Below are 22,591 nucleotides of genomic sequence, written 5' to 3'. Positions count from 1 at the left end.
ATCGTAAGTTTCTCAGAAGCCGAATAGGATCGTTTTTGCATGAAAAAGCTCCCCTTACCGTAGCAGGTTTTATTATTTCACCTGTCTACCGTAAGGGGAGCATATCAGACTATGCCCTGCTCCACTTCTATGCTTGTTTCACCGATAAACGGTTATTGATATTTTTCGGCAAGCTGCTTCAGCTTTTCCGCGATTAACTCTTCCAACTGATCCGACGAGGAAATTGATTCCGCAGCAATCCCGGCAAGTTCGTCGTGATGCCCGATCATGACGGAATGAACGGCATGCCTGAACATCGACATATCATTGGCGTCATTGCCGAAGGCTACATAAGTCCCTCGCTCGATATTCAGTTTGCGCAATGCCTCCCATTTGTCGATATGGTTCGGGCTCACATCCAGCACATTTTCGTTGCGGTGCTTATGTACGACTACATCCAGTGCGCTCAATTTTAGCGCGAGACCTTCCATGTCGTTCGCCGTTAGAATCAATGCCTTGACGATCGATCGATGCTGATCCAGCGGAACTTTATTCGCCAATTTGGCAGGATCCACGTTATTCAGAATCGGATGGTCCGGAGTGCCTGTATACGTATAGTCCCATTCCCCGTCAATGAGATAGGTAGCTTCATGTTCGTTCAATAAAGATTTTATCGTATCGAGCTGAGCGTCCGTGAACGAAGCCGCATGAGTTAATTTGCTGTCTTGCGAGACGAGCGCACCGTTTCCTCCGATCATCGTGTAAGCATGAAACCGTTGATGCAGAACCGGCAGCATATCGCGAATCGGTCTTGCCGAAGCGAAGATGACTTCGTGACCTTGAGACTTTAGGTTTTCCAAGGCTTGCAGGATCGTTTCGCTAACAGGTTTTCCTTTAAAACAGATCGTTCCATCCAGGTCAAAAACAAAAATCATACTTTCACTTCACTCCTATGATATCTATATGATAAGACTGCTTAATACCCGACCTCGACAGAGGCGATGACGACGTAGATCAGATCGTTTTTATCTTCTTTTTCAACAAGCACGACACCGCTGCTCGTCAACATACCGCCGTCAACAACCTCGAACGTGACTTCTCCATAAGGCAATTCTTTACGAACGACTTCAAGTTCCAATTGGTCTTTATCGATTGGAACGGCAAGTCTCACGTTAACTTTCATGTTATGCAAGTCATTATTCGGCAGCACCGATCGCAGACCCGGCATCGAGTTATGATGGATCGCGTTTTGTACGGCGCGAACCGCGGCTTTGGTCACGTTCTGCCCATGTAAATCAATACCCATACCGATTTCAATAAACATAACTTTTTCCATTACATTGCACACTCCTATTCAAACGCTTGGGTAACATTCATTCTATCATATTAGCCGATGTCGCGCGTTATTTTACACCTGTCTTTATTTGTGACTTCATCATGATGTTCTATCGCGCGGCTTCCGCGTACCTTCTCTACCAGTGTGCGCACCCATTGGTAGCCGCATTGAACGAATTCTTCACTTGGATTGGAATGCGGCGTATGTTCGAAGATGAACACGGCATCATCACATGTCGCCAAAAATTCGATGATGTTCGCGAGTTTAAACTGTGTGCCATTTTGTTCATGCGATGGATGGACGGGAATCCAAACATATTTATCGTTAACATAATCTACGTTATGTAAATGAATAATTTTGATATGCTCTTTCCATTTCGCAATATACGTCAAAGCCTGCTCACCTGTCGCCATCAAATAATCCCCGACATCAATACAAAGCTTCATCTTATACTTCCGCCATACTTCCAACGGAAAGCGATGTAAATATTCGATGCCTACAGGGGAACGATTCAACCCAAGCTTTGGTTCGCACACGATCGGCATGCCATATTTCTCCTGTAGCCTATACAGCTTGTACAAACCGTCTTCAATCATCTCGTTGACATCTACTGTCTCGGGCACATGTTCTTTAAAATAAGGAAAATGAACAAGCACATATTGCGCCCCAAGATCGGATAATTGCTCCATTTCTTGCTCCAATAGCTCCCAAGCCGTGTCGGGTTCCATTTGGACATGTTGAATCAGATCATATTTGCTTCCGCTGCGGACAAGCGGCGAATGTACGCCATACGGAATTTGGTTTTTGCGGGTTAATGCCAAAAAGCCGCGGAACGCCGCCTCATCGGAGAACTCGCCGATTTCAATCGAATCGATTCCATCCCAGAATAACGATTCAAATTGCGCGGGATCCGATAAGATCGTACTCCCCGAAACGCCAAAAACAGTTTTTCCCATCGCTTCCTCGTTTCCTCAAACAATCTTAGTAGATGCTTGACTCTATAGATCTTAAATACTAACGCTCCCATCACTTTCAAAATAAATAGCAGAAGCATTTGCTCCCGCTATGATAAAAAATCTATGTTACTTAGGATTCTTTCAACAACTCCCGAATGCCGGGATAATGCATCCATATGTTCTTATACGTTTCCTTCCAGACGGCATCGTGCTGATTATGCTTCAAGCGGTAATACAACGCATAGCGCGTATTCGGCGATTGGTTTGGCGCAACGCCGTGGGCTACCTGATAATGGCATAGGATGACATCTCCGGCCTGACCGGTAATTTGCACCGGGTTGCCGATATCGATCGGTGGCAGCTTTTCTAACAAAATATCGGATCCATGTTCGCGAAAATATTGCTCATACAGATGGTGACTGCCCGGCCAAACGGACAAATTGCCCGCATTTTCTTCGGGAAGATCGCTCAGCATGATGCCGAACAACATCGTAAAGTTGGAATAAGTCCCTTCTTCCACGCCGTTAAGCTTAGCGTGCATGCCATCCAGATGATAGCCGATCGGACCGGTACGGTCCGCCATCGTAGGAAACCGCAAAGCAATTTGCGCATGCCGAGTTTCTGACAGATTGCCTTCACCGATAATGGACTCAACTAAGTCGGCGGCAGGTGTCTTGTAAATAAGATCCGCCATCATCGGCGCATTTTGCAGTTCAGGGCAATACGATAGCGACCGGAATTGCGGCAAATCTACTTTATTCATTCCTTCAGAACCGAGAGAGTGGTTGATCATTTTGACAGTCTGCTGAATCATGGATTTCGGGATGACACCGGGGATTTTCACAAATCCATTTTCCATAAAATCCTTTTTCTGCGCATACGTTAACCTCAATACAAACACCTCCGCTTATTCCGTTCTTCGGATATTCAGACCTTCAGCTTACACAACCTTTCGTCAACAAGTCAGGTCAATCCTATTATACTTGAATGTTCCATATGGGTATATATGGAGATGAGATGAATTTACTTTGGCGATCTTGCTCATCCATTCGGCAAAACGTCCCAATGAGCAGAGTTGAGGTTATACTGTGTCTATAGCTCAATGGAAGATACGAAGGAGTATCAATGAGTCACATGAAGAATACGATGAATTCGAACAGGGAGGAACAGAACATGCCTGATCGGCTAGTAGATCGAATCGCCGGGTTGGAATGGACCTCGATTCAGCAGCAAATGGACGAGTTCGGTTATGCGAAACTGCCCGCAATATTAAGCAAAACAGAATGCGGCGAAATGATTGCCACCTACGAGGAGCCGCATCGATTTCGGAATACGATCGACATGGCGAGGTACCGTTTCGGCAAAGGAGAGTACAAATATTTTGCGGCCCCCCTGCCAACGTGGTTACAGCAGCTGCGGGAACATTTCTATCCGGAACTGGCGGTTGCAGCTAATCGCTGGCTCGGGCAGTTGGGTGGCGAAGCATCCTATCCCGCAACGTTAACCGAGTTTCTCGAGCAGTGCCATAAGGAGGATCAGACCCGCCCTACTCCGCTCCTCTTGAAATATGAAGCCGGCGGGTACAATTGTCTACATCAGGATTTGTACGGAAATGTATATTTCCCATTTCAGGTCGTTTTTGTTCTGAATCAACGGGGAGTAGATTATACGGGTGGAGAGTTCATGCTTGTGGAGCAGCGGCCACGCGCCCAGAGCCGCGGGCATGCCATAACGCTGGAGCAAGGCGAAGGTCTAATCTTTCCGACCCAACATCGCCCGGTGGCGGGAACTCGCGGATATTATAAATCAACGCTGCGGCATGGAGTAAGTACGGTTACTTCGGGGACCCGATTTAGTCTAGGCATTATTTTTCATGACGCCAAATAAGTGGCCGGCCATTAATAGCCTTGAGAGCAGGCGGAGAAGGTAACGAACCCATTTCTCCGCCTCCCGTCAGGTTATTTTTTTCGCTTCATGCTGCGAATGATTTGTTTGGTCGGATCGTCGACTCGATACGATTCCGTAATTTTCTGCAATGCTTTGTTGTACGTAAAATCATCCAGCGTATTATTATGCAGGTATGCCATCGTCATGTCCGGGAAGTGAATATAACAGATGGACAGAGCCCAAGCGACCGCCATCTTCACATAATAACCTTCATGCCGGATGCGATCCAACAACGGAAGGACTTGACGGATATACCCCTCTTCCACATAAAAAACGAGCAGCATCACAATCCCGAATCTCAGCTCGTATTCCTTGTCCGACTGAAGGTAGGGCTGCAGAAACTCCCATACGCGCGCTTTATTCGCGTTCGTAAACTTAAGACCGATACAAAAACTGTCGCATACCGACCAATTGTCTATTTTCGGCACAAAATCGGCGACATGACGCAATAATTCCTCAATATCAGCTTTGACGTAGCCGATTACCATGCCTTGCAGCATCACTTCTTCAAAATATTCGTTGTCTGCTTGTTCCAGATAGGATCGCCAGTCCCCCGCCGCGATTGTTTTGGCTATTTTGCGTAATGCAGGCAATCTGACGCCTAACACATTATTAATATTCGGGATCAATGCAGCGGAAAATTTCCGGTAACCTTCCTCAGCATTTTCATGCAATTGCAGTTTAATCGATTCGTTCATGAACAATCCCTCCTCGTAATGAAGACGTTTATCTTACGGACTGTTTTCTCGTGATTGCTACCTGCGACACTATAACAATTCTTTGCGCGATTTCAAATACCTGTATAAAATACAACCGGATAATGAGCAGATGAGTGCACATAAGCCGATAAAACCGTACCCGGCCTGAAGTCCACGAAGCAATCCGACGCCCGAATCCGTTCCGAAGACGTTTTTGATGCCGCTTGTTATCGCCCCGATCGCAAAATTGCCAATGACGCTGCCGATCCCCATCAGCGTAACGGTAAACGTAATGGCTGTGTCGGTCCCTCGAGGATATCGTTTGGCAATTAGAGCCATGACGGTCGGATAAATCGGCGAAATGCCAATCCCCGCGGCTGCGAACAGGAAAGCCATCGATTCCCCGCCTACAATCGCGGCAAACGTACACAACGCAGAAAATCCGGAAAATAAGATGAGCGACAGCGTAAACCCGATTTTATCGGTTAACGGGCCTAATACTAACCTTGCGATGGAGAAGCATAGAAAAAACGCGGACAACATGCCGGAAGCGGAAACGCTGTTCCATTCGTAAGCTTTCTCCAAAAAGTTAACAAGCCACCCTCCTACCGCGAGTTCCGAAACAACGCCAAACGTCAGGATGAGGACGATCATCCACAGCGCCGGGTCACGCACGAGCGCTTGCCATGGAACCCTCTCTTCATGCGACAAATCATCGCCGGGAAACTTGCTGAGCACCGCCGGAATCATCGGCAGCACGGATAACGAGAGCATTAGCAGATACATACCCCGCCAGTCCAGCATGTATCCGAATACGCTGACGGACATTAATCCCGACGCAATCATTGGCGCCACCGTCGAGCTCAGACCATAGAAGAAATGAGACAAATTCAGCATCGTGCCGGTGTTTCGGACAAATATACGTGCTCCAAGAATGGCCAAGCCGATCTCAAGCATACCGTTGCCTATGTACATGAAGAAATAGGAGAAGGAAAAAACGGGATAGCTCTGCGAAACAAAGATGAAGAAGCCCGAAACCAGCATAGACCCAAAGGCAAGCAAACTGACCGCCTTGATGCCTATTTTTCGAGTCAGATAAGCCGTGAACGAGCATGCGAGCAAATAGCCGAAGGAGTTCAGCGATAAGAGCGAACCGATCTGCTGCTCATCAAGGCGAAAGTCGAATTGGATCCGGGGAATGGCCGGTCCTTTAATATTTTCCGATAATCCGAAAATGATGAATCCAAAAAAGATCGTCGCGAGCTGCAATGCATACATTTTGTTGATCCCGCGGCTTGTTTTTACTAGTTCGTTCATGGTGAGATAAACTCCTTGCATAATCAAGATGCATCCGAGCTTAACACAGGCTCTGCCTGAACGCAATACGTTTCTTCATTGAAAAAACCTGTCTTTCGACAGGTATAGGTTTTCTTCGTGAATTAGGATAGCGATCCCGATACGAGATTCCCTCGATAGAACACCGCTTGCCGCTTCGCCCTTCTCGCCACGGCTTCCGCGGAGCAACTCGGAAGGTATCGATGATAGGTCAGAAATTCCGACGGATCTTTTCTCAAATTGTCTGTTGTCTACCTCGAAAACAAACGCTTCAGTCTCTCCTCAGATTCCGTTCCAGGTTCCGGCGTAAAAACCTTCAAGGTGAGTTCGTCGTTTTCCGTGGAACGGAAACTGGTCGGCCTCAAGACAAGTAAGCCGACTTCAGGATGCATGATTTGTTTGATTTCTTCGGGAGCGCCGGCAACATCGTGCCGCCCCCATAGGAGGTTAAATTCCGGGCTTTCCTTGCGTAGGTTGGTTGCCATGTCCGAATACCAAGGGTCTTCCATATGTTTGCCGTAAAACGCACGGAACTGCGCGATCATGTTCGCAGCTAACATATCCCAATTGAGATACCAAGCCTTGTAAGTCGGATTCATAAACATCTGCCAAATAATATTCCGTTCCGCCTCATCCATAGCTTCAAAATTACCGAAGAGCATGGACGCAATCGCATTCCAAGCAACGATGTTCCACCGTGTTCCGTGAATAAAGGCCGGAATATGTTGAAACTGATCCAACACCAGCTGCAGTTGAGAAGGGACTGTCTCGGAGGGAAGCGCCGCTGGAGAAACCGGGATTTGCTGGTTGGCCAAGGCATACATATGGTTTCTTTCGTCTCGATCCAGCTTCAATGTACGCGCGAGACTGTCGAGCACTTGCTCCGAAACCCGAATATCTCTCCCCTGTTCCAGTGCGGTATACCAAGGCAATGAAATGCCGGACAACACCGCCAATTCCTCTCTTCGCAATCCCGGCGTCCGGCGTCGGCTCGCTCCTTGGGAAATGCCGGCCTTATCGGGATGCATTTTCAAACGGCGTGTTTTCAAAAAATCAGCCAAAGCTTTGCGACGCTGCTCTTCGATGGATGGCATATCGTCCCTCACCTTCATGTTATCCTAGTACTGCAACCAGGTTCGATTATACTACTATATCCGACAGCAGTATCTTTTGTGGCCTATCCCGCGGTCGGTCATGCCGTTATGATGTTCTCATTCCCAATGTTGAAAGGATGAGAACAATGATGTCCAAAGTACTTTATATTACGGCGCATCCGCTGGATGAATCCAACTCTTCGAGTCTTGCCGTGGGCAAAGCCTTTATGCAAGCCTACCGCATTCATCATGTGCAAGATGAAATCGAGCATCTCGATTTATACAATTCCAGAATACCACAGCTGGATGCGGATGTGTTCAGAGGTTGGAAGAAGCTAGGCGAAGGAAATGCCTTAGAGTCGTTATCTCCCGACGAGCGCTATAAAATAACCCGTCTTAACGAGCTCGTCGACCGGTTCGTAGCATTTGATAAATATGTTTTTGTAACGCCGATGTGGAATTTTTCCTACCCTCCGGTACTAAAAGCATATATCGACGCCATCGCCGTGGCCGGCAAAACGTTTAAATATACGGAAAACGGCCCGGTAGGCCTGCTCGGGACGAAAAAAGCAATTCACATTCAATCCAGAGGCGGTCTTTACTCGGAGGGAAAAGCGGCGAAGCAAGAATCCGGACATCATCATTTATCCGTCGTGCTTGATTTTTTCGGAATCCCTTCGATCGAGGGCCTGTTTGTGGAAGGGCACAACCAGTTTCCGGATCGCGCCAACATCATATTGGCCGATGCCATCGAACGAGCGCGGCGGTTGGCGGCCGCTTTCTAGTCTGGAGCTGATTCCGGCAGGAGATCGGCAATTCGTCTTCTCCCTTCATTCGAAAGCAACCATTCAATGAATGGGCCTTGCCGGGTGAGTTGGCGCTCGAGCTCGTCTATCGGGACGGGATTAAACGACGAAGTGCAAATAAAAAAAACACTGGCTCTGGCGATCGCCACAGGAAGAATCCTCTTTTCGATGTCAGATAACTCGCCGTATCCTTGCAAAAATGCACTGCCTAGTTGCGGAAAAGAGTCGTTCGGCAAAAGCGCCCACATCATGTACGCTACGTCGTGTATTCGTTCGGCTCGCTGCACAAAATCAAAATCCAAGACGGCACGAACCTCTCCGTTCGTGTCGTACAGCGCATTCCACATGTGCCAATCCCCATGAATAATCGTCTTGGGCAAGTCATAGCACAACTTCTCCCATTCATTCATGACCCCATTATAAAACCTTTCTGCGCTTGAGAGCTGATTGCGCGGAACTCGGCACACATGCTTCAGAAGAGACATGCCTTCTTCCAGAACGATGGAGGATGGATAATTGGACCATTCCGGCAATGGTCCCGCCTGAGCGTTTACCAGCGTGTCATGCATTTTTCGTAGAACTCGCCCGGAGGCGTTCGCAAATCTATGGTTTGTTTGAAAAGCAAATGCCTCGATAAATGGCGTTATCTGAACGAAACGATCCTTATATGTCGTGTAATTCATCCCTTGTTCATTTACGATTGGTTTCAGCACCGGTATGTTAGCATGATGCAAAACATCGATTACCTGCTTCGCGTATCGAAGGTGCCGTTCACTCGCAAGTCCCGAGGCAATGCGAATAACGTACATCCCTTTATTTGTTTCAATCTTTAAATTGACGTTATATAATCCGCCGAGATCGCCGTGATTGCATAACAGATCGCCTAGGCCAAATTCTTCGCATATTTTCGTCAGATCCGTGTCATCAGGATAAAGTCGAAGCAACGGATCGTTGTCAGGGTACCCCGTATTCCTTTCCATCAATAAACCCTCCAAGTGACTGCAGATTAAAAAGACCACATTTAGTCATATCTTACTTGCATTGACAGTGTCAAGTCGAGGGGGAGTTTCTATCAAGATATTTTTTCTCATATTCCATCGTATAAAAGTAGTATCATGCTGAATCGGCATAAAAAAACAGTTCCTCTCCTCGAATAAATCGGTTACTCTTATAGGAGTCACCGACAACAAGAACGACAACGACGGAGGACGGAAACGCATATGTCGCTATTTATCGATGAATGGAAGCAACAATTTCAAAGCTACAGCCGGAATATACGATTTTTCTTTTTATTCAACCTCTTATGGAATTTGGGAATCAGCATGTTCGGGCTTGTATATAATCTGTATGTCAGGGAACTCGGTTATGAGCCAACGATGGTCGGCAGCTTGGTCGGCATGTCTGCGATCGCATCAGCCATCATCCTCATTCCCGCAGGCATTATGAATGACCGCTTCGGGTCCAAACGAGTCGCCTCGTTTGGGCTTCTTTTCGTCGTCGGCGCCTTGATGGCGCGTTCCTTGATCGAAGGGGAGCAAGGCTTGATGATTTCCGCTTTTGGCTGCGGAATGGCACAAGCGGTCGTTAGCTCGACGGTGCTGCCCTTTATGGCGAATCATTCCACTCCGCGGCAGCGCGTGCATTTATTCAGTTTTAATATGGCGCTTGTGATGTTCGCAAGCGTAATCGGCAACATAGCCGGCGGCATGTTCAGCGATATTTTTCATATGGCGATGGGTTATACGGAAGTTCAGAGCTTGCGCTTCACGCTGCTGATCGGAGTCGGCATCACGGCACTCAGCTTCATTCCCGTGCTGCAATACAGGCCGGATAATAGCGAGGCTGAACCCGCTGCCTTGGATCAACCGAAGGCGAAATGGAGCCAAATGATTCGAAACAACAAGCCTACGCTGTTGGTGATTGCATTGTTCGCTTTCTTGAGTTTGCTCTCTTCCACGTCCGGCGGCATGATCGTTCCGTATTTGAATGTGTACTTTGAAGATCGTTTCGAGGTGTCCAAGACGGTTATCGGATTGATTGTTTCCTTGGGACAGGGTGCTACGGCAATCGCTTATCTGCTCGGTCCGGTCATTACGCGTAAGCTTGGCGAAGTTCGTGCTGTCGTATGGCTGCAGCTCGGTTCGATCCCTTTTTTGCTTATTACTGCGTATTCTTCGAACTTTTATTTGGCGGGGGCCGGCTATTTGTTCCGGCAAGCGTTAATGAATGCGGCCAACCCGTTCTATAGCACGATCAAAATGAAATACGTCGACCGCTCGATGCGCGGGCTTGCCTCCAGCTCCGGCGAAGCGATGTTTAATCTCGGTTGGTTCATTGCCTCCCCGATCAGCACGGGGCTTGTCGCCCATTACGGCAGTTATTACGGCTACGCTTATGCGTTCACCATCACGGCGATTGGCTATACATTAATCTCGTATTTGTTCTATGTATTTTTCGCGAAAGATCGTTTTTTCAAGCTCAAAGAATCGGAGCAATAACGGATACGAACAAGAACCGTTCGAAACTATGCGAACGGTTTCTTCACGCGCGTTACGTGCTTTCATGTCTACAAACCAATGTTACGTTTATGTCCCTGGTAGCTTCCGGAATCCGGAAAGCCCTGTTCCGCGAGTTCAACGAATTTTGCCGAGAAGCCGTAGGTCTCCAAATCGCGTATTGGAACCATGCAGATATCGTGGATGTGCGTCGATTCAAATTCATTCGATGGCATCGTCAATTCGCCCGATATTTTATTTAATAGAAACGTCATATGAATGACCGGTGGCTCCGCTTCAGGCAAATCGCACACGTACAGCAGACGTTTTACCTTCATGTCCAGCCCGGTTTCCTCTTTCATTTCTCTCGTCATCCCCTCGGCCAGCGATTCCCCGCGTTCCAGCTTGCCGCCGGGCAATGACCAATCCCGATCCGCGCTCACTTTTTGTTTCACAAGCAGTATTTCTCCGCCTTCGATATAAATCCCCGTCACCCGTACACGCATGAAATATTGATCCATTTACAATCGCCCTCGCTTTCGGAAAAATATACAACAATTACCGATTATATCTTGTAGCTTACACTTGTACAACACAAAAAACGGGCAGCCGCAAGGGCTCACCCGTGATTGAGACGTGCATTCTAACATGCAAGACATTGAGCCGGGCCGGTTCCCGACTCACAGCCTCTCCGACCTATTGCGAAACGATTGACGCATTCTCTTCCATAACGCGGAGCATTTCTTCCAACAGTTCTACGCCCTTCTCCTCTTCCGCCCTTGCTGCCGTCAAAATCCGGATTGCTGCGGCTGCTTGGTCCGGATCGTTCGGTTCGCCGCCTTTGGGAAAAGGGAATAACGTCACGAACTCGTTGAATTGATCCGCGACCCGATCGTAATGAACGGCCGCTCTTTCCGCGAGCGACTGCAACTGCCGATCCGCCGTCGAATCGCCTTGCCATTCCGCGGCAATCCGCTTCAAAAACTCCGCGGCAAAGATACGCTGATCGAATATATACATGCCGTGCAGCGTGTTGCCGTATGCCTCGACGTTTCCTTTCCCGAACGCTTCGATCCATGCGTCATAACCCGCCAGACCATTGCGGTATTGCGAATCCTCGCGCTTGTAACCTTGTTCGCGTGCATGCCGCACCGCTAATTTCAGCGCGCCGTGCAGCATTTTACGTTTGTCGACGCGTTGCGTTTCCGTTACGGCCATAACGTAAAGCTCGTGAACCTGGCCTCGGCCTAGCTTCTCATACGACAGCTCGCCGTCCTTCGTAATGTCGCGGCAGCGAAGCGTCCGAGACTCGTCGTCGTAGCCGTAGATCATGCCGAACTCGGGAACGAACAAGTCCCATGCCATGACTGGAACCCCGCGATCCAGGCTCCATTGAATCATGTCGAGCGCACGCTCCAGCTCCTCAGGCGTCGGCGGAATTTCAGTCGGCCCGCCTTCGTACCGGGTGCTTGCGCCTAAGTTTGCGAACTGCTCCTGATGATGCGGAGGCCATTCGAATGCGGAATATCCCGCCACGTTCACCCGTTCGCGGTCAATGATAATGCGGAACGCGTTCGCGGTATACCCGGCGACTTCGACGAGAGATAAGTCCTTGAGATCGGTATATTGCAGGATGGAATACATCGAACCGGTATCGGTCATATTGGTGTGTTTAAAATGATTGGTGTAATCAAGTCGATTCATGGTTACTAACACTCCTTAGGCTGGAATAGGATGGGTGGAGCGAGAAGCTTGGCTTTTGGCTTGCCGGCTTCCCGGCGCTGCTTGATGTACATGCTGACGTGCTGGCGCAAGCGTTCGCGCTGCAGCTTGCCGCGGGCTCGTGAAATGCTGTTGTATACGTTCGCAACGGACGTATCCAATACAAGCGCGATCTCATTCGGCGACACATGCCGGAAGAAGTGAGCTTCGAAAATGTCCTTCTCCCTCGTGCTTAAGCAAGCGAACAGCTGCCGGATTCCATCGACCATTTCCTTGCGCAGCAGCGCGGCTGCAGGGTCGCCCGCCATGCGAGCGGCTTCTTCCGTATGGCGGCTCAAGTGAAACAGTACGCGATCGATATCGCGCCAATCTTCCGTACTACCGCTGCTCATGCCAGCCAGCCCTATTCGGCCTTTATGCCAAGATTCACTGCCGTTTCCCGCCTCGAGTCCGGAGAATGGCCGTTCTTTGGCATACGGCCCGCCGCGGCGCAGCTTCATATAGGCTTGATTCTGCACGATCCGCGCAAGCCATGGCCGAAACCGGCTGTGGTCCATCAGCCGGCCGACATGCAGAAACGCGCGGACCAGCGCTTCCTGCACGACATCCTCCGCCATATGGTGATCCTGCGTAAGTGAACGCGCATAGCTGTACATTTTGGCGCGGCTGCGCCGCACAAGCTCGCCGAACGCCTGACGATCGCCGTCTCTAGCCATCGTAGTGAGCCGTTCCTCCGAGAACGACTCAAGATGGTCTTCTTCGTGGAGGATTTCGTATCCTTCGTCTCGGCTGGCTGTTCTATTGCTACGGTACTCGTCTTTTGCATAATCTGACGTCAGATACACGCACAAGCTCCTTTCGCTCCCCTATTCTTTTTAATGCCAACCGATCAAAGAATCTATCTTGTTTTTCGAATTTTTTTTTATTTTGCCAAAAAAGTTGCCGCTTGCCCCTATATTTCGCGAAAAGTTACGAAATTCCTGTTATTGTATTCCAGCCACAACATGAAAAAAGCAGGCTGCCGAGGTAACCTGCTTCTCAAGGAAAAGTGAATTAGCCCATAAATGCAGACGGAAACTGCTGAATAATTCCCGTCGTCAACACATCAGCCATCTGAAGCGCCTGCGCTTCGATCGGATCGCCGAGAGCGACATTTTTCGCATAGTCGCCGGCCAACCGCGAGGAGGCTTCTTCGGTAGTAATCTTTAAATGCTCGTAGAGCATTTTTTGCCATTGTTCTCTAGACCAGTAGGGATTGATACTAGCCAAGAAATTGGCAATGTCATCCGCATTGGCATACCAACGTTTATTGGCGTCGGCAGTAACCGCCGGATTACCTGCAGCCAGCGCTTTGACAACTTCAGCCGCCAGTGCGAGATGTTCCCGCATCAGTTCCCCGAATTTTGCTGCAATAACCGGACCATACAATGGCAGAAGAGCCGCCGCAAAATCAGCTCCGTTTCGAAGCAGCCGCTTTACCGTTTCGCTTTCATCCGGCAGACGGCCGATTATACTGTTGATCGTTAATCGGGTCCAGTATACATGCTGTTCCCACAACAACCGAAGCTTCCGGTTTAACTCTACCTGAGATGGTGTCCAACAAGCCATCGGAGCTTCATTTCGAATGGGGTAATAATAATGAGCCGGTGAAAAATACATCGCGTACAGCAACTCCTTTATCTCATACTACTGCAGTATACAGGAGAAGCGCCCATTCCGTGCATCGTCCGGTGTAAAGGGTACCACAAGAATTTTTCGACTTATTCCCATTCTCTAATCGATATAGGATAATTATAATAAATAGCTTTGTGAAAGGATTTGAGATTTTGGCACATCAAATGACGGCACTGATCCTAAAAAACCGGTACGACATGAACCAGGCGAATACATACGATTTACATGGAATCAATCTAGGGTATGATTTGACAATGTTCCCCATCGATCATTACTATACGGCCTGCTGGCAAAAGATGATAAATATTGAAGGCAGCTTGCCTGTACAGAATGGGCATCCTTCTTTGTTCCCAAATGAAGCTGTAATCTCCGTTCTCATGTCCAAAATTTCCGGGCTCGACGAACCGATGTATGCCATTATATTTTCAGAATACTTTGGCGGCGTCGGCAAGCAATGGGCACATGTTTACGAGGGTTCACGGTTGGCGGATAAGGGTATCCCTACCATAAACGCAGCTTTACAAGATTTGGGTGTTAAAGCAACCGAAGGCATGGACGAATTCGATACCGTTAATTTAGGAAAATACCGTTCCCAGCCGGATTATTTGGACAAATACGTTGATTTGGCCGATGAACTTGGTGTTTAGAAGCTGCGCCGATCCGTTATAAAAGCAATTTGATATCAGATTCGATTTGAGCAGGCTCGATGGGAGTTTCGTATCTGCCTTTGACCGTACCGTCACGATCAATTAAGAACTTCGTGAAGTTCCACTTGATTCCGTCCCCGGCGTAAATGTCCGGATATTTTTCCTGCAGAAAGCTTTGCATCCACCGACCGTTCTCCGTTTGAAGATCGAAACCGCCGAAAGGAACTTGATCCGTTAAATATTGAAACAGCGGATGAGCCGACGAACCTCTTACATCCATTTTGTCGAATATCGGAAACGTCACGCCGAACTCGCGAGTGCAAATCTCTTGAATTTCCGAATTGCTGCCCGGCTCTTTTCCGTTGAATTGATTGCATGGAAAAGCCAAGATTTCGAACCCGTTATCCCGGTACTTCGCGTAAAGCTCCTGCAAACCGGCGAAATGCCGGGAATAGCTGCACTTGCTTGCCGTATTGACGATAAGAAGCACTTTCCCGCGAAAAAGCGAAAGTTCAACAGGCTTGCCTTGACTTGTCTGGACTTGAAAAGAATAAATCGACATCGAAAACACCTCCGCCATGATCGTTCTATCTTATATACATATCATAACGACAGATTCGATATTGGTCTAATATATAATACATGCGCACTTTATAGGTGTTTGCTATAAAAGAGGCGAAAAGCCGCATGAAGAAGCGGCTCCAGTTTACTAATCTTTAAACCCATGAATTCGAATCTTGTTCCGATCCGGACCCGATACAAAAAACTCGTAATAGTTACCGGCGGGATTCTGCATTTCTTCGTCGATGAGTTCCCCTCGATCGCGGAGCTGCTCGTAAGCGCCGAAAATATCGTCGCAAGCCAAGTCAAGAGCTTCGCTTGGCGTCGGCCCGAGAATTTCGCCGTTTAATTCCGATAAGCATAAAGCCAGCTCCGTTTGCTCGTTAAGCGGGAAAAAGTAGGCAATGCCGATGTTATGCGTCGATTGCAGCTGAAGCGTCTCCGTGTACCACTTCACCGATCGGGGTAAATCGTCCACGTACATCCAGATCCGTGTTTTTCCGTTCAAGCGCAACGTCTTCACATTCGTTTCGTTCGGAGCATTCATTGATCATCTCTCCTCGAATTGAATTATCCGTACTTGCCTATTATGTTCGTGACGGTGAGTTCATTTCCTTTTTTTGTATCAAGCTGAATATAAAATTTATTCGTTCAAATACGTCGTGACGCGGTTTTGGATCAGCTTGCTGACAGCGTCCTCCGACTTTTGCCCGCTCATGTACGAATTGAATTCCTCCGTTGCGATGGAAACAACCCTCATATCGCTGGACTTTTTTATTCCGGCACTGTCCAGCAGTTTTTTCAGCGTTTGAATGTGCTCGTCGATTGTTTTGGCATCCGGGATGCCGCCCTTCAATTCCGCTTCGCCTTTTTCGATTTTCGTTTTCTCGTCTTGAATCAGCTTTTCGACGGCATTTTTATCCATCGGATAACCTTTCAAATCCGGCGAAGACTGCATCTCCTCCGACAGCAGAAATTTCATGAATTCCCACGCTTCCGCCTGAACCTCCGATTTGCTGTTTAAACCTAGCGTAAAGCCCGTCCGAAATGTAATGCCCGCGGACTGTCCGTTAAGCGTCGGAGCCCGGAAATATTGCGTATCGGGGTGGAGCATTTCCGTTAAGGCCGTCTGCGGAGAGTACAAACTAAATCCCGAAAATAATTGTTTGCTATAATCGTATGAGAACTCCTCCTTTAGAACGCCTTCGTCGTACATGGATTTGATCTGGCGCATCATGCTGCGGAACAAGTCTGAGTCAAAATGCGCCTCTCCGTCTTGGACCAGCTTCGAATAATTCGCTTCGATGTAATCGTATAGCATTTGCTGGGGAAACATGTTGATCAGCGCTACAAAATCGCTTCCCTCCTGCTCTTGCAGCTTTTTGGCAATCTCTCTGAACTGGTCCCAAGTCCAGCTGTTGTCGTCGATCGTAATGTTCGACTCCTTCAGCATGGAAGGTTTTCCGGACAACAACCCATCCACATAAAAGCTGAACGGCATCGCATACAAACCGTCTCCGTTCTGCGACGACTTCAAAATGTTCTCGTAATAACGGCTCTTATCGAATTTCGGATCATTCTTCATCAGATCGTATAAGTTCACGAGCAAGTTCTTTTCGACGAATTTATCCTGCGGCAAGTTGTCCATCGCAATCAAGTCAGAGGCTTTGCCGGAGATGACTTGAGTCGTCACCGTTTGGATGTATTTCTCCATATCGGCTAATGAAATCGCTGCAGCCATCCCGCCATCCGATTTGGGCTGAGCCAAATGCTCTTGAATCTCGATATGAATATTCGGATGAAGCTGCTCGAACCTCTTAACCGCCGTTTCCAGGAATCGGTCCGACGATTGAACGGCGACGACCACCGTCTTCTTGCCTTCTCCCTCCGCGCCATCCTTCGGAATAGCGGCAGAATCCTTCGAGCCGGAGCTATTGCCGGAACAAGCCGTTAACATTAATGCTAATGCGATCATTGCGAAAAGCGGTTTTTTCAATATGTTCAACATTATCCATCCCTTCATTGTAATCGAACCCGATTTCCTTCTTGCAGCGGCTCGCTGCTTTCCGAAATGATTTCATCCTCCGGAGAAAGTCCTCCCAGGATGACGATTTCATCATCGTTCTGATCCCCTGTCGCAACATTCGCCTTTTGTACCGTGTACGTATTGCCGAGTGAGCTTTTGTTCTCGCGAACGACGAATACGTAGCTTTGCGATCCTTGCTGTTTCAGCAGCGCTTTGCGGATAACAAGTCCCTGCTCCTTCGCCTGTTTGCCGACAGTTACGCTCGCTAGCTCACCCCCTTGAATCCCGTCGTCTGAAACGGTGACGACGATCGCTTTTTGAGCTATGGGAGCTTGACCTTGGCCTCCACCTTGGTCTGTACCTCCCCCGTCGCCCATCGTTCCGCCGCCTGAACTGTTATCCGCGGCTGCGTCCTTGATCTCGGCGATCGTTCCTTCCAGCCGCCTCGGCTTTTCGCCTCGGATATCCACTGGAACTTTGTCATTTTTCATCAACAAATCTGCGGAGTCGGCATCTGTCGTAAAAGAAAACTGAAACCCTTCGCCTGTCCGAACGAGGGTGAGCACAGGCCCGCCTTGCGGCACGGCGGTTCCCTCCTTAGCCTTCAGCATGGTGACTCTGCCGTCGAACGGCGCTTTCACGGTACGTTTGCCAACCAGATCCCGCCTCATGGCGTCTAATTTACGTTCGGCTGCATCCCAATCGAGCTGATCGATCGCCAAATCGCGTTTTGCTTTGCGTATCGCTTCCTCGTTCCCTTCCTGCTGAGCATGGACAAACTGCTCCTTCAACACTTCACGGTTCAAGCTCATCCTCTTCAATTGATCCTCGGCATCCAGCAACTGCCGCTGTGCTTCGGAACTGTCGAATGTCACGAGCACTTGGTCTTTCTTGACCATATCGTTATTGCCGATATGCACCTTGGCGACCTTCCACCCGCTTTCGCTCACAAGCACGGTTGTATCCCGCGGAGCGAGAACGCCGCTGCCTTTGATAACATGCGACAACGTCTTCTTCTCCGGTTTTTCAGTCGTCACTTTCGGCAGCATCGCCGTCTGGAATGTGTTGCTGAACAACGTTAAGCCAGCTAACGCGACGAAGAATAATACAAAGAGCACGCTTGCCATCCGTTGTCCTCGTAACTCCATATGCTGTTCCTCCTTCTTCACGCTGTTGTATGGAACATCGCGTCTTTCCGTCACCCTTTCACCCCGGAAAGCTGGATGCCTTCGATAAAATACCGCTCCGCGCACAAGAACAGCAGCACCATCGGCACCATATACAAGACGGAAGCAGCGAACGATACGCCAAGCGCTTCTTCTTGGAGGCGGGACAGAAAGACAGACAGCGGCTGCAGCTCCGCATCCTGCAGGAAAATAAGCGGCTGCTCCACCATGTTCCAATAATCGGCGAACAATAGCACGATGAGTGCGGCAATGCCGGGCTTGACCATCGGCAGCGCCACGGAAACGAAGATGCGCAAATATCCGGCGCCGTCCATCTTGGCCGCTTCCATGTAAGCGGAATGAATATGCATCATGAACTGCCTCAGCAGGAACACCCCGAATGCGCCGAAGATGCCGGGCAGAATTATGCCGCTTGGACGGTTCAACAATCCCAGCCGGTCCGCCATCATGTAGTTCGGTACTAAGGTCACCTGGAATGGCATGAGCATCGTGATCAGATAAAGGAAGAACAGCGGCTCCCTGCCCGGAAAACGCAGCTTTCCGAACGCAAAGGCAGCGAGCGTCGCAACCGCCACTTGACCGATGATGATCGGAGCGACCATCCCGACGGAATTCCAGAACATCATCAAAAACTTGGGCGTAGCGATCAATACTTTGTCATATTGCTGAAACGAAACCCAATCGGGCACCCATTTCAAATTGACGAAAACGCTTGTGTCTTGTTTTCCGAGCATGCCGTAATTTGACATGATCTCCCGCTCCGTCATGAACGAGTTGACGACGGTCAGCACGACGGGCGTCAGCATCAGCACCGCGATCGCCACCAAGAGAAGCGTCCGCAGCGAAGGCAGAGCGAGCTCTTTTTTCATGCATTCACCCCCCATGAAATCCAAATCCAACGAATCGACTCCACTCTCCTACTCCATAAAAGAACGGAATATTCGCTCCGTACGGAACAGCACAAGCACGAGCGCAAGTATACAAATCGCCATCAATACCGCCGCTGCGTACAGCTTCTGAATATCGAGCGACAGAAACATATTGTTCATATAGTGCTGCATCATATAGATGCTGTCGTGCGGATACGCGCCGGCGACCAAATACGTCTCCCGGAACACTTTGAACGAACCCAACACGGACATGAGCACGACAAGAAATGTGGTCGGCGTCAAATAAGTCAGCGTGATGCCGAACAGTTTGCGAACCGGACCCGCGCCTTCCAAATCGGCGATCTCGTAATACTGCTCCGGAATATTTTGCAATCCCGCCAGGAACAAAACGACGTTGTATCCGATGTTCTTCCATACATAAATCAGAATAACGACGGTGCCCGCAAAGTCCGATTTCATCCAATCGTGCCGCTCCGCGCCGAAATGCTCCAGCAGTGCATTCAGCGCGCCGTTCCAATCGAACAGGATCTGCCAGACCAATACGATCGACGCCACCGGTACGACGAGCGGCAGCACGTAGGCTGTCCGCAACCAGTTGCGGAAGAAGACCCTTTGGTTCAAAAGCAAGGCTAACGTAAGCGATAATGCGACCAATATCGGTACGCTGATCGCCGTGAACGAAAATGTATTCGATGCTGCTTTCTGGAAGGACGAGCTATGGATCAATTCGGCATAATTGGCCAACGTCAGACCTCTGGTTCCAAGGCGGTCTTGCAATGAATTCAGGATGCTTTGACCGAACGGGATCAAATAAAAAACGGCGAATCCGGCCAGGCTCGGAGCAAGAAAGCAAAGTGCGACCAGGAGCTCCCTTCGCGCCAAACGCTGCATTTTCATAAGGTATCCTCCATGGGTTAACTGTTGTTATTGCTGTTCGTCGGGGCGCTCGGCTTCACAGTATTCAGTCTAAAGACAACCTCCGGCAAAAGTTCGGAGCAAATGTGGAAAAAGTATGGAATTGCATGCGGGGGTCGCTTTTTTTGCTACAATGGGTTGAGATTGTTGCGTGGAGGGACAAGCATGAAATGTTATCAAATCGCCGTCGTCGACGACGATGTTCAAATACGGGAAATCGTAGAGGCTTATTTGCAAAAGGAAGGATACCGGACGGTTCCGCTGTCGTCGGCCGAGGAAGCTTGGGAGCTGTGGAAGAACGATCCGCCGGACATGTGGATTCTCGATATCATGCTGCCGGGAATGAATGGCTTCGACTTGTGCCGCAACATTCGCAAGGAAGCGGAAGTGCCGATCGTGATGATTTCGGCGCGAGACGAGGACGTGGATAAAATACTCGGGCTGGAGCTCGGCAGCGACGATTATTTGACCAAGCCGTTCAGCCCGCGGGAATTGGTTGCCCGGGTGAACCGTTTGTTCCATCGGCTCAGCTCGGCAAAGCCCCCTGTCCAGGAGCATCCTTCCTATCCTCTGACCAGAACAATGCTCTCTGCGGGCGAGCTGCGGTTAATGCTTGAGGAAAGACGCGTGTTCTGGCGGGAAACGGAAATCGAAATGACGCTCAAAGAATTCAAGCTGCTGCAAACATTAGCCGAGCAGCCGAACCGAGCGTTCTCCAGAGATGAGCTGCTTAACCTGGTTTGGGGAGACGATTATTTCGGGAGCGACCGCGCCATCGACGATCTCGTCAAACGGCTCCGCCGCAAACTGAACGGCCTACCTGTCGAAACCGTCTGGGGTCATGGGTATCGATTCCGGGTCGAAAGCGAGGTATCCTAACATGAAATTGATCTATAAGCTCAATTTGTCGTTCGGGCTGCTGCTTCTTTGCATATTGGCGATAACGGCGACGCTCCTCTATCCGCTGCTGTTCGATTCCCTCGTGGAAAGCCAGCGGCAAGAAATGCGCGAGCAAGGCAGCATGCTGATGAACTTAGTTCCCGCGATGCCGATTATGCCTGCCGCCAGCACAACGGAGGCCCTTAAAGAGTTGGAGCAAAAGCAGTCCCAATCGTCAACGAATGCCGTGCTTCTGTCGCCGAGCTCCAAAGTGTTGTACAGCACCCTCCCGGATGAAAAAGCGACGGAGTGGGCGAACTTATCGCAATCGAGCAGCTTCGGCAAAGGGATCTGGCAAGGTCAGGACGACCGGTATATCGTCGAGACGATAACCTCGCGCAAAAACGGCGTCCTCCCGGCATCCGCTGCTTTCACAGCGATCATGACTACACCGGTCAGCAAGATTAAATCGATGCAGCTCGCGTTGTTCGGACGGCTGATGATCATTCTTGCCATTGGCGGGATATTGGCTTTTCTCTTGAGCATGTTCATCACGAAAAGACTCGTCACGCCGCTAACCAAGCTTCGCAAGGAGCTGGAGAAGGTGGAAAACCGCCGTTTCTCGGAAGTACGTCTCGTCGAATCGGACGGCGAGGTCGGGGAAGTCGCCAAAAGCGTATATCAACTTGCGAGGGAATTGGAAAAATATCAAAAGCTGCAAAAGCAATTTTTCCAGAATGCCTCCCATGAATTAAAGACGCCGCTCATGTCGATCCAAGGTTATGCCGAAGGAATCAAAGACGGCATCTTCACGGGGGACAATGCGGTCAAAGGTTTGGACGTCATCGCGGGAGAATGCGAGCGATTGAAAAAAATCGTCAACGAAATGATCCTTCTTGCGAAGCTCGAGAACGAAGACGGCATTTTCCATATGGATCATGTGCTGATCCGCGACCTGATCCATGAAACCGTCGAACGGATCAACCCGCTTCTTGTCAAAAACGGACTGATCATCCAAGTCGACTGCGACACCGCAAAGGATGCACAGCATATTTACGCCGACCGTGAGAAAATGCTGCAAGCTCTTCTTAACGTAGCCGGCAACGCGGCGCGTTACGCCAAACAAACGATAAGCATCAACGCCACATCGCGTGAGCAAATCATTCAGATTGAGATCACTGATGATGGCGAAGGCATCTCGGCGCAATTGCTGCCGCAGCTGTTTCAGCGGTTCGCCAAAGGAAACGGCGGCGAAACCGGACTAGGCCTTGCCATCTCGAGAGCTATCGTGGAACGCTGCCATGGACATATTATGGCCCTCAATCACCCAAGCGGCGGAGCGGTTTTTCGACTCAGCTTCCCAGTTTCCGTCAAGTAACACGACAAGGGTCGCCCGTATTGTTTCGAGAATCAATTAAGACTGCGAAACGTTCCTCTTCTTTTC

At 49.4% G+C, this 22,591-nt stretch carries 24 protein-coding genes; 6 read left to right on the top strand and 18 right to left on the bottom strand.

Going from position 1 to position 22,591, the window contains the following annotated elements:
• Positions 1–152 precede the first annotated feature (152 nt).
• The 4 genes from AC0LWM_RS26985 to AC0LWM_RS26970 all read right to left on the bottom strand — a co-directional run bounded on the left by AC0LWM_RS26985 (position 153) and on the right by AC0LWM_RS26970 (position 3,163).
• Positions 153–914, bottom strand: coding sequence for an HAD-IIB family hydrolase (locus AC0LWM_RS26985; protein ID WP_474678130.1), 762 nt, complete (start codon positions 912–914; stop codon positions 153–155).
• A gap of 41 nt (positions 915–955) precedes the next feature.
• Entirely contained in the window at positions 956–1,315 is a 360-nt protein-coding gene (locus tag AC0LWM_RS26980; protein WP_474678129.1) for a Lin0512 family protein, read from the bottom strand.
• 50 nt (positions 1,316–1,365) lie between these two features.
• Entirely contained in the window at positions 1,366–2,271 is a 906-nt protein-coding gene (locus tag AC0LWM_RS26975; RefSeq protein ID WP_474678128.1) for a TIM barrel protein, read from the bottom strand.
• Between the two features lie 130 nt (positions 2,272–2,401).
• The gene (locus AC0LWM_RS26970; protein WP_474678127.1) at positions 2,402–3,163 is read right to left on the bottom strand and encodes a phytanoyl-CoA dioxygenase family protein; all 762 of its coding nucleotides are present in this window, start codon (positions 3,161–3,163) and stop codon (positions 2,402–2,404) included.
• Between the two features lie 281 nt (positions 3,164–3,444).
• Here AC0LWM_RS26970 and AC0LWM_RS26965 point away from each other — a divergent pair, with 281 nt between their 5' ends.
• Positions 3,445–4,158, top strand: a complete 714-nt coding sequence (locus AC0LWM_RS26965) for a 2OG-Fe(II) oxygenase (RefSeq protein WP_474678126.1) — start codon at positions 3,445–3,447, stop codon at positions 4,156–4,158.
• A 71-nt stretch (positions 4,159–4,229) separates the two neighbouring features.
• Here the strand turns inward: AC0LWM_RS26965 and AC0LWM_RS26960 are convergent, their stop codons facing one another.
• The 3 genes from AC0LWM_RS26960 to AC0LWM_RS26950 form a co-directional block, all read right to left on the bottom strand.
• Positions 4,230–4,916: a DNA alkylation repair protein gene (locus AC0LWM_RS26960; RefSeq protein ID WP_474678125.1), complete on the bottom strand. Its 687-nt coding sequence runs from the start codon at positions 4,914–4,916 to the stop codon at positions 4,230–4,232.
• A gap of 69 nt (positions 4,917–4,985) precedes the next feature.
• A complete protein-coding gene (locus AC0LWM_RS26955) occupies positions 4,986–6,233 on the bottom strand; it encodes an MFS transporter (protein WP_474678124.1) in 1,248 nt (415 codons plus the stop codon).
• A gap of 269 nt (positions 6,234–6,502) precedes the next feature.
• Positions 6,503–7,345 (bottom strand): helix-turn-helix transcriptional regulator, encoded by an 843-nt coding sequence (locus AC0LWM_RS26950; RefSeq protein ID WP_474678123.1) that lies wholly within the window; start codon positions 7,343–7,345, stop codon positions 6,503–6,505.
• Positions 7,346–7,494: 149 nt separating this feature from the next.
• Between AC0LWM_RS26950 and AC0LWM_RS26945 the strand changes: the two genes are divergently transcribed.
• Positions 7,495–8,130, top strand: a complete 636-nt coding sequence (locus tag AC0LWM_RS26945; RefSeq protein ID WP_474678122.1) for an FMN-dependent NADH-azoreductase — start codon at positions 7,495–7,497, stop codon at positions 8,128–8,130.
• Here the strand turns inward: AC0LWM_RS26945 and AC0LWM_RS26940 are convergent.
• Positions 8,127–9,131: a phosphotransferase gene (locus tag AC0LWM_RS26940; protein ID WP_474678121.1), complete on the bottom strand. Its 1,005-nt coding sequence runs from the start codon at positions 9,129–9,131 to the stop codon at positions 8,127–8,129. The genes AC0LWM_RS26945 and AC0LWM_RS26940 overlap by 4 nt on opposite strands.
• A 240-nt stretch (positions 9,132–9,371) precedes the next feature.
• Between AC0LWM_RS26940 and AC0LWM_RS26935 the strand changes: the two genes are divergently transcribed.
• Positions 9,372–10,649, top strand: coding sequence for an MFS transporter (locus tag AC0LWM_RS26935; RefSeq protein WP_474678120.1), 1,278 nt, complete (start codon positions 9,372–9,374; stop codon positions 10,647–10,649).
• Positions 10,650–10,717: 68 nt separating this feature from the next.
• Here AC0LWM_RS26935 and AC0LWM_RS26930 read toward each other — a convergent pair whose 3' ends face one another.
• From AC0LWM_RS26930 to AC0LWM_RS26915, 4 genes are all read right to left on the bottom strand, one after another.
• On the bottom strand, positions 10,718–11,167 hold the full coding sequence (locus AC0LWM_RS26930; RefSeq protein ID WP_474678119.1) for an NUDIX domain-containing protein: 450 nt from the start codon (positions 11,165–11,167) through the stop codon (positions 10,718–10,720).
• Positions 11,168–11,342: 175 nt separating this feature from the next.
• Entirely contained in the window at positions 11,343–12,350 is a 1,008-nt protein-coding gene (locus AC0LWM_RS26925) for a hypothetical protein (protein WP_474678118.1), read from the bottom strand.
• Between the two features lie 5 nt (positions 12,351–12,355).
• Positions 12,356–13,213, bottom strand: a complete 858-nt coding sequence (locus AC0LWM_RS26920) for an RNA polymerase sigma factor (RefSeq protein WP_474678117.1) — start codon at positions 13,211–13,213, stop codon at positions 12,356–12,358.
• Between the two features lie 208 nt (positions 13,214–13,421).
• The gene (locus tag AC0LWM_RS26915; protein WP_474678116.1) at positions 13,422–14,027 is read right to left on the bottom strand and encodes an acetylglutamate kinase; all 606 of its coding nucleotides are present in this window, start codon (positions 14,025–14,027) and stop codon (positions 13,422–13,424) included.
• A 167-nt stretch (positions 14,028–14,194) separates the two neighbouring features.
• Between AC0LWM_RS26915 and AC0LWM_RS26910 the strand changes: the two genes are divergently transcribed.
• Positions 14,195–14,689, top strand: coding sequence for a hypothetical protein (locus AC0LWM_RS26910; RefSeq protein ID WP_474678115.1), 495 nt, complete (start codon positions 14,195–14,197; stop codon positions 14,687–14,689).
• A 16-nt stretch (positions 14,690–14,705) separates the two neighbouring features.
• Here AC0LWM_RS26910 and AC0LWM_RS26905 read toward each other — a convergent pair whose 3' ends face one another.
• The 6 genes from AC0LWM_RS26905 to AC0LWM_RS26880 all read right to left on the bottom strand — a co-directional run bounded on the left by AC0LWM_RS26905 (position 14,706) and on the right by AC0LWM_RS26880 (position 20,244).
• Entirely contained in the window at positions 14,706–15,251 is a 546-nt protein-coding gene (locus AC0LWM_RS26905) for a glutathione peroxidase (RefSeq protein WP_474678114.1), read from the bottom strand.
• Between the two features lie 147 nt (positions 15,252–15,398).
• Positions 15,399–15,797 (bottom strand): VOC family protein, encoded by a 399-nt coding sequence (locus AC0LWM_RS26900; RefSeq protein WP_474678113.1) that lies wholly within the window; start codon positions 15,795–15,797, stop codon positions 15,399–15,401.
• 96 nt (positions 15,798–15,893) lie between these two features.
• On the bottom strand, positions 15,894–17,258 hold the full coding sequence (locus AC0LWM_RS26895; protein ID WP_474678112.1) for an ABC transporter substrate-binding protein: 1,365 nt from the start codon (positions 17,256–17,258) through the stop codon (positions 15,894–15,896).
• Between the two features lie 11 nt (positions 17,259–17,269).
• Positions 17,270–18,424, bottom strand: a complete 1,155-nt coding sequence (locus AC0LWM_RS26890) for an efflux RND transporter periplasmic adaptor subunit (RefSeq protein WP_474678111.1) — start codon at positions 18,422–18,424, stop codon at positions 17,270–17,272.
• 50 nt (positions 18,425–18,474) lie between these two features.
• Positions 18,475–19,332, bottom strand: a complete 858-nt coding sequence (locus tag AC0LWM_RS26885) for a carbohydrate ABC transporter permease (RefSeq protein WP_474678110.1) — start codon at positions 19,330–19,332, stop codon at positions 18,475–18,477.
• Between the two features lie 48 nt (positions 19,333–19,380).
• Entirely contained in the window at positions 19,381–20,244 is an 864-nt protein-coding gene (locus AC0LWM_RS26880) for a carbohydrate ABC transporter permease (protein ID WP_474678132.1), read from the bottom strand.
• A 189-nt stretch (positions 20,245–20,433) separates the two neighbouring features.
• On the opposite strand from AC0LWM_RS26880, the gene AC0LWM_RS26875 reads away from it, so the two are divergent.
• Together AC0LWM_RS26875 and AC0LWM_RS26870 are read left to right on the top strand one after the other, a co-directional pair.
• A complete protein-coding gene (locus AC0LWM_RS26875; protein WP_474678109.1) occupies positions 20,434–21,147 on the top strand; it encodes a response regulator transcription factor in 714 nt (237 codons plus the stop codon).
• A gap of 1 nt (position 21,148) precedes the next feature.
• The gene (locus AC0LWM_RS26870) at positions 21,149–22,525 is read left to right on the top strand and encodes a sensor histidine kinase (RefSeq protein WP_474678108.1); all 1,377 of its coding nucleotides are present in this window, start codon (positions 21,149–21,151) and stop codon (positions 22,523–22,525) included.
• Positions 22,526–22,591 lie beyond the last annotated feature (66 nt).

This window comes from Paenibacillus sp. sgz302148 (genome assembly GCF_056120465.1).
Note: the sequence above shows the minus strand (reverse complement) of the source record. Positions and strands in the feature narration are given on the sequence as shown.

Bases quoted from the DNA above. Each gene is read 5' to 3' on its own strand.
- AC0LWM_RS26870 (WP_474678108.1), top strand. From the start codon at position 21,149: ATGAAATTGATCTATAAGCTCAATTTGTCGTTCGGGCTGCTGCTTCTT.
- AC0LWM_RS26950 (WP_474678123.1), bottom strand. From the start codon at position 7,345: ATGCCATCCATCGAAGAGCAGCGTCGCAAAGCTTTGGCTGATTTTTTG.
- AC0LWM_RS26945 (WP_474678122.1), top strand. From the start codon at position 7,495: ATGTCCAAAGTACTTTATATTACGGCGCATCCGCTGGATGAATCCAAC.
- AC0LWM_RS26975 (WP_474678128.1), bottom strand. From the start codon at position 2,271: ATGGGAAAAACTGTTTTTGGCGTTTCGGGGAGTACGATCTTATCGGAT.
- AC0LWM_RS26900 (WP_474678113.1), bottom strand. From the start codon at position 15,797: ATGAATGCTCCGAACGAAACGAATGTGAAGACGTTGCGCTTGAACGGA.
- AC0LWM_RS26960 (WP_474678125.1), bottom strand. From the start codon at position 4,916: ATGAACGAATCGATTAAACTGCAATTGCATGAAAATGCTGAGGAAGGT.
- AC0LWM_RS26875 (WP_474678109.1), top strand. From the start codon at position 20,434: ATGAAATGTTATCAAATCGCCGTCGTCGACGACGATGTTCAAATACGG.
- AC0LWM_RS26925 (WP_474678118.1), bottom strand. From the start codon at position 12,350: ATGAATCGACTTGATTACACCAATCATTTTAAACACACCAATATGACC.
- AC0LWM_RS26905 (WP_474678114.1), bottom strand. From the start codon at position 15,251: ATGTCGATTTATTCTTTTCAAGTCCAGACAAGTCAAGGCAAGCCTGTT.
- AC0LWM_RS26915 (WP_474678116.1), bottom strand. From the start codon at position 14,027: ATGTATTTTTCACCGGCTCATTATTATTACCCCATTCGAAATGAAGCT.
- AC0LWM_RS26965 (WP_474678126.1), top strand. From the start codon at position 3,445: ATGCCTGATCGGCTAGTAGATCGAATCGCCGGGTTGGAATGGACCTCG.
- AC0LWM_RS26880 (WP_474678132.1), bottom strand. From the start codon at position 20,244: ATGCAGCGTTTGGCGCGAAGGGAGCTCCTGGTCGCACTTTGCTTTCTT.
- AC0LWM_RS26885 (WP_474678110.1), bottom strand. From the start codon at position 19,332: ATGAAAAAAGAGCTCGCTCTGCCTTCGCTGCGGACGCTTCTCTTGGTG.
- AC0LWM_RS26895 (WP_474678112.1), bottom strand. From the start codon at position 17,258: ATGTTGAACATATTGAAAAAACCGCTTTTCGCAATGATCGCATTAGCA.
- AC0LWM_RS26940 (WP_474678121.1), bottom strand. From the start codon at position 9,131: ATGGAAAGGAATACGGGGTACCCTGACAACGATCCGTTGCTTCGACTT.
- AC0LWM_RS26980 (WP_474678129.1), bottom strand. From the start codon at position 1,315: ATGGAAAAAGTTATGTTTATTGAAATCGGTATGGGTATTGATTTACAT.
- AC0LWM_RS26890 (WP_474678111.1), bottom strand. From the start codon at position 18,424: ATGGAGTTACGAGGACAACGGATGGCAAGCGTGCTCTTTGTATTATTC.
- AC0LWM_RS26930 (WP_474678119.1), bottom strand. From the start codon at position 11,167: ATGGATCAATATTTCATGCGTGTACGGGTGACGGGGATTTATATCGAA.
- AC0LWM_RS26955 (WP_474678124.1), bottom strand. From the start codon at position 6,233: ATGAACGAACTAGTAAAAACAAGCCGCGGGATCAACAAAATGTATGCA.
- AC0LWM_RS26985 (WP_474678130.1), bottom strand. From the start codon at position 914: ATGATTTTTGTTTTTGACCTGGATGGAACGATCTGTTTTAAAGGAAAA.
- AC0LWM_RS26935 (WP_474678120.1), top strand. From the start codon at position 9,372: ATGTCGCTATTTATCGATGAATGGAAGCAACAATTTCAAAGCTACAGC.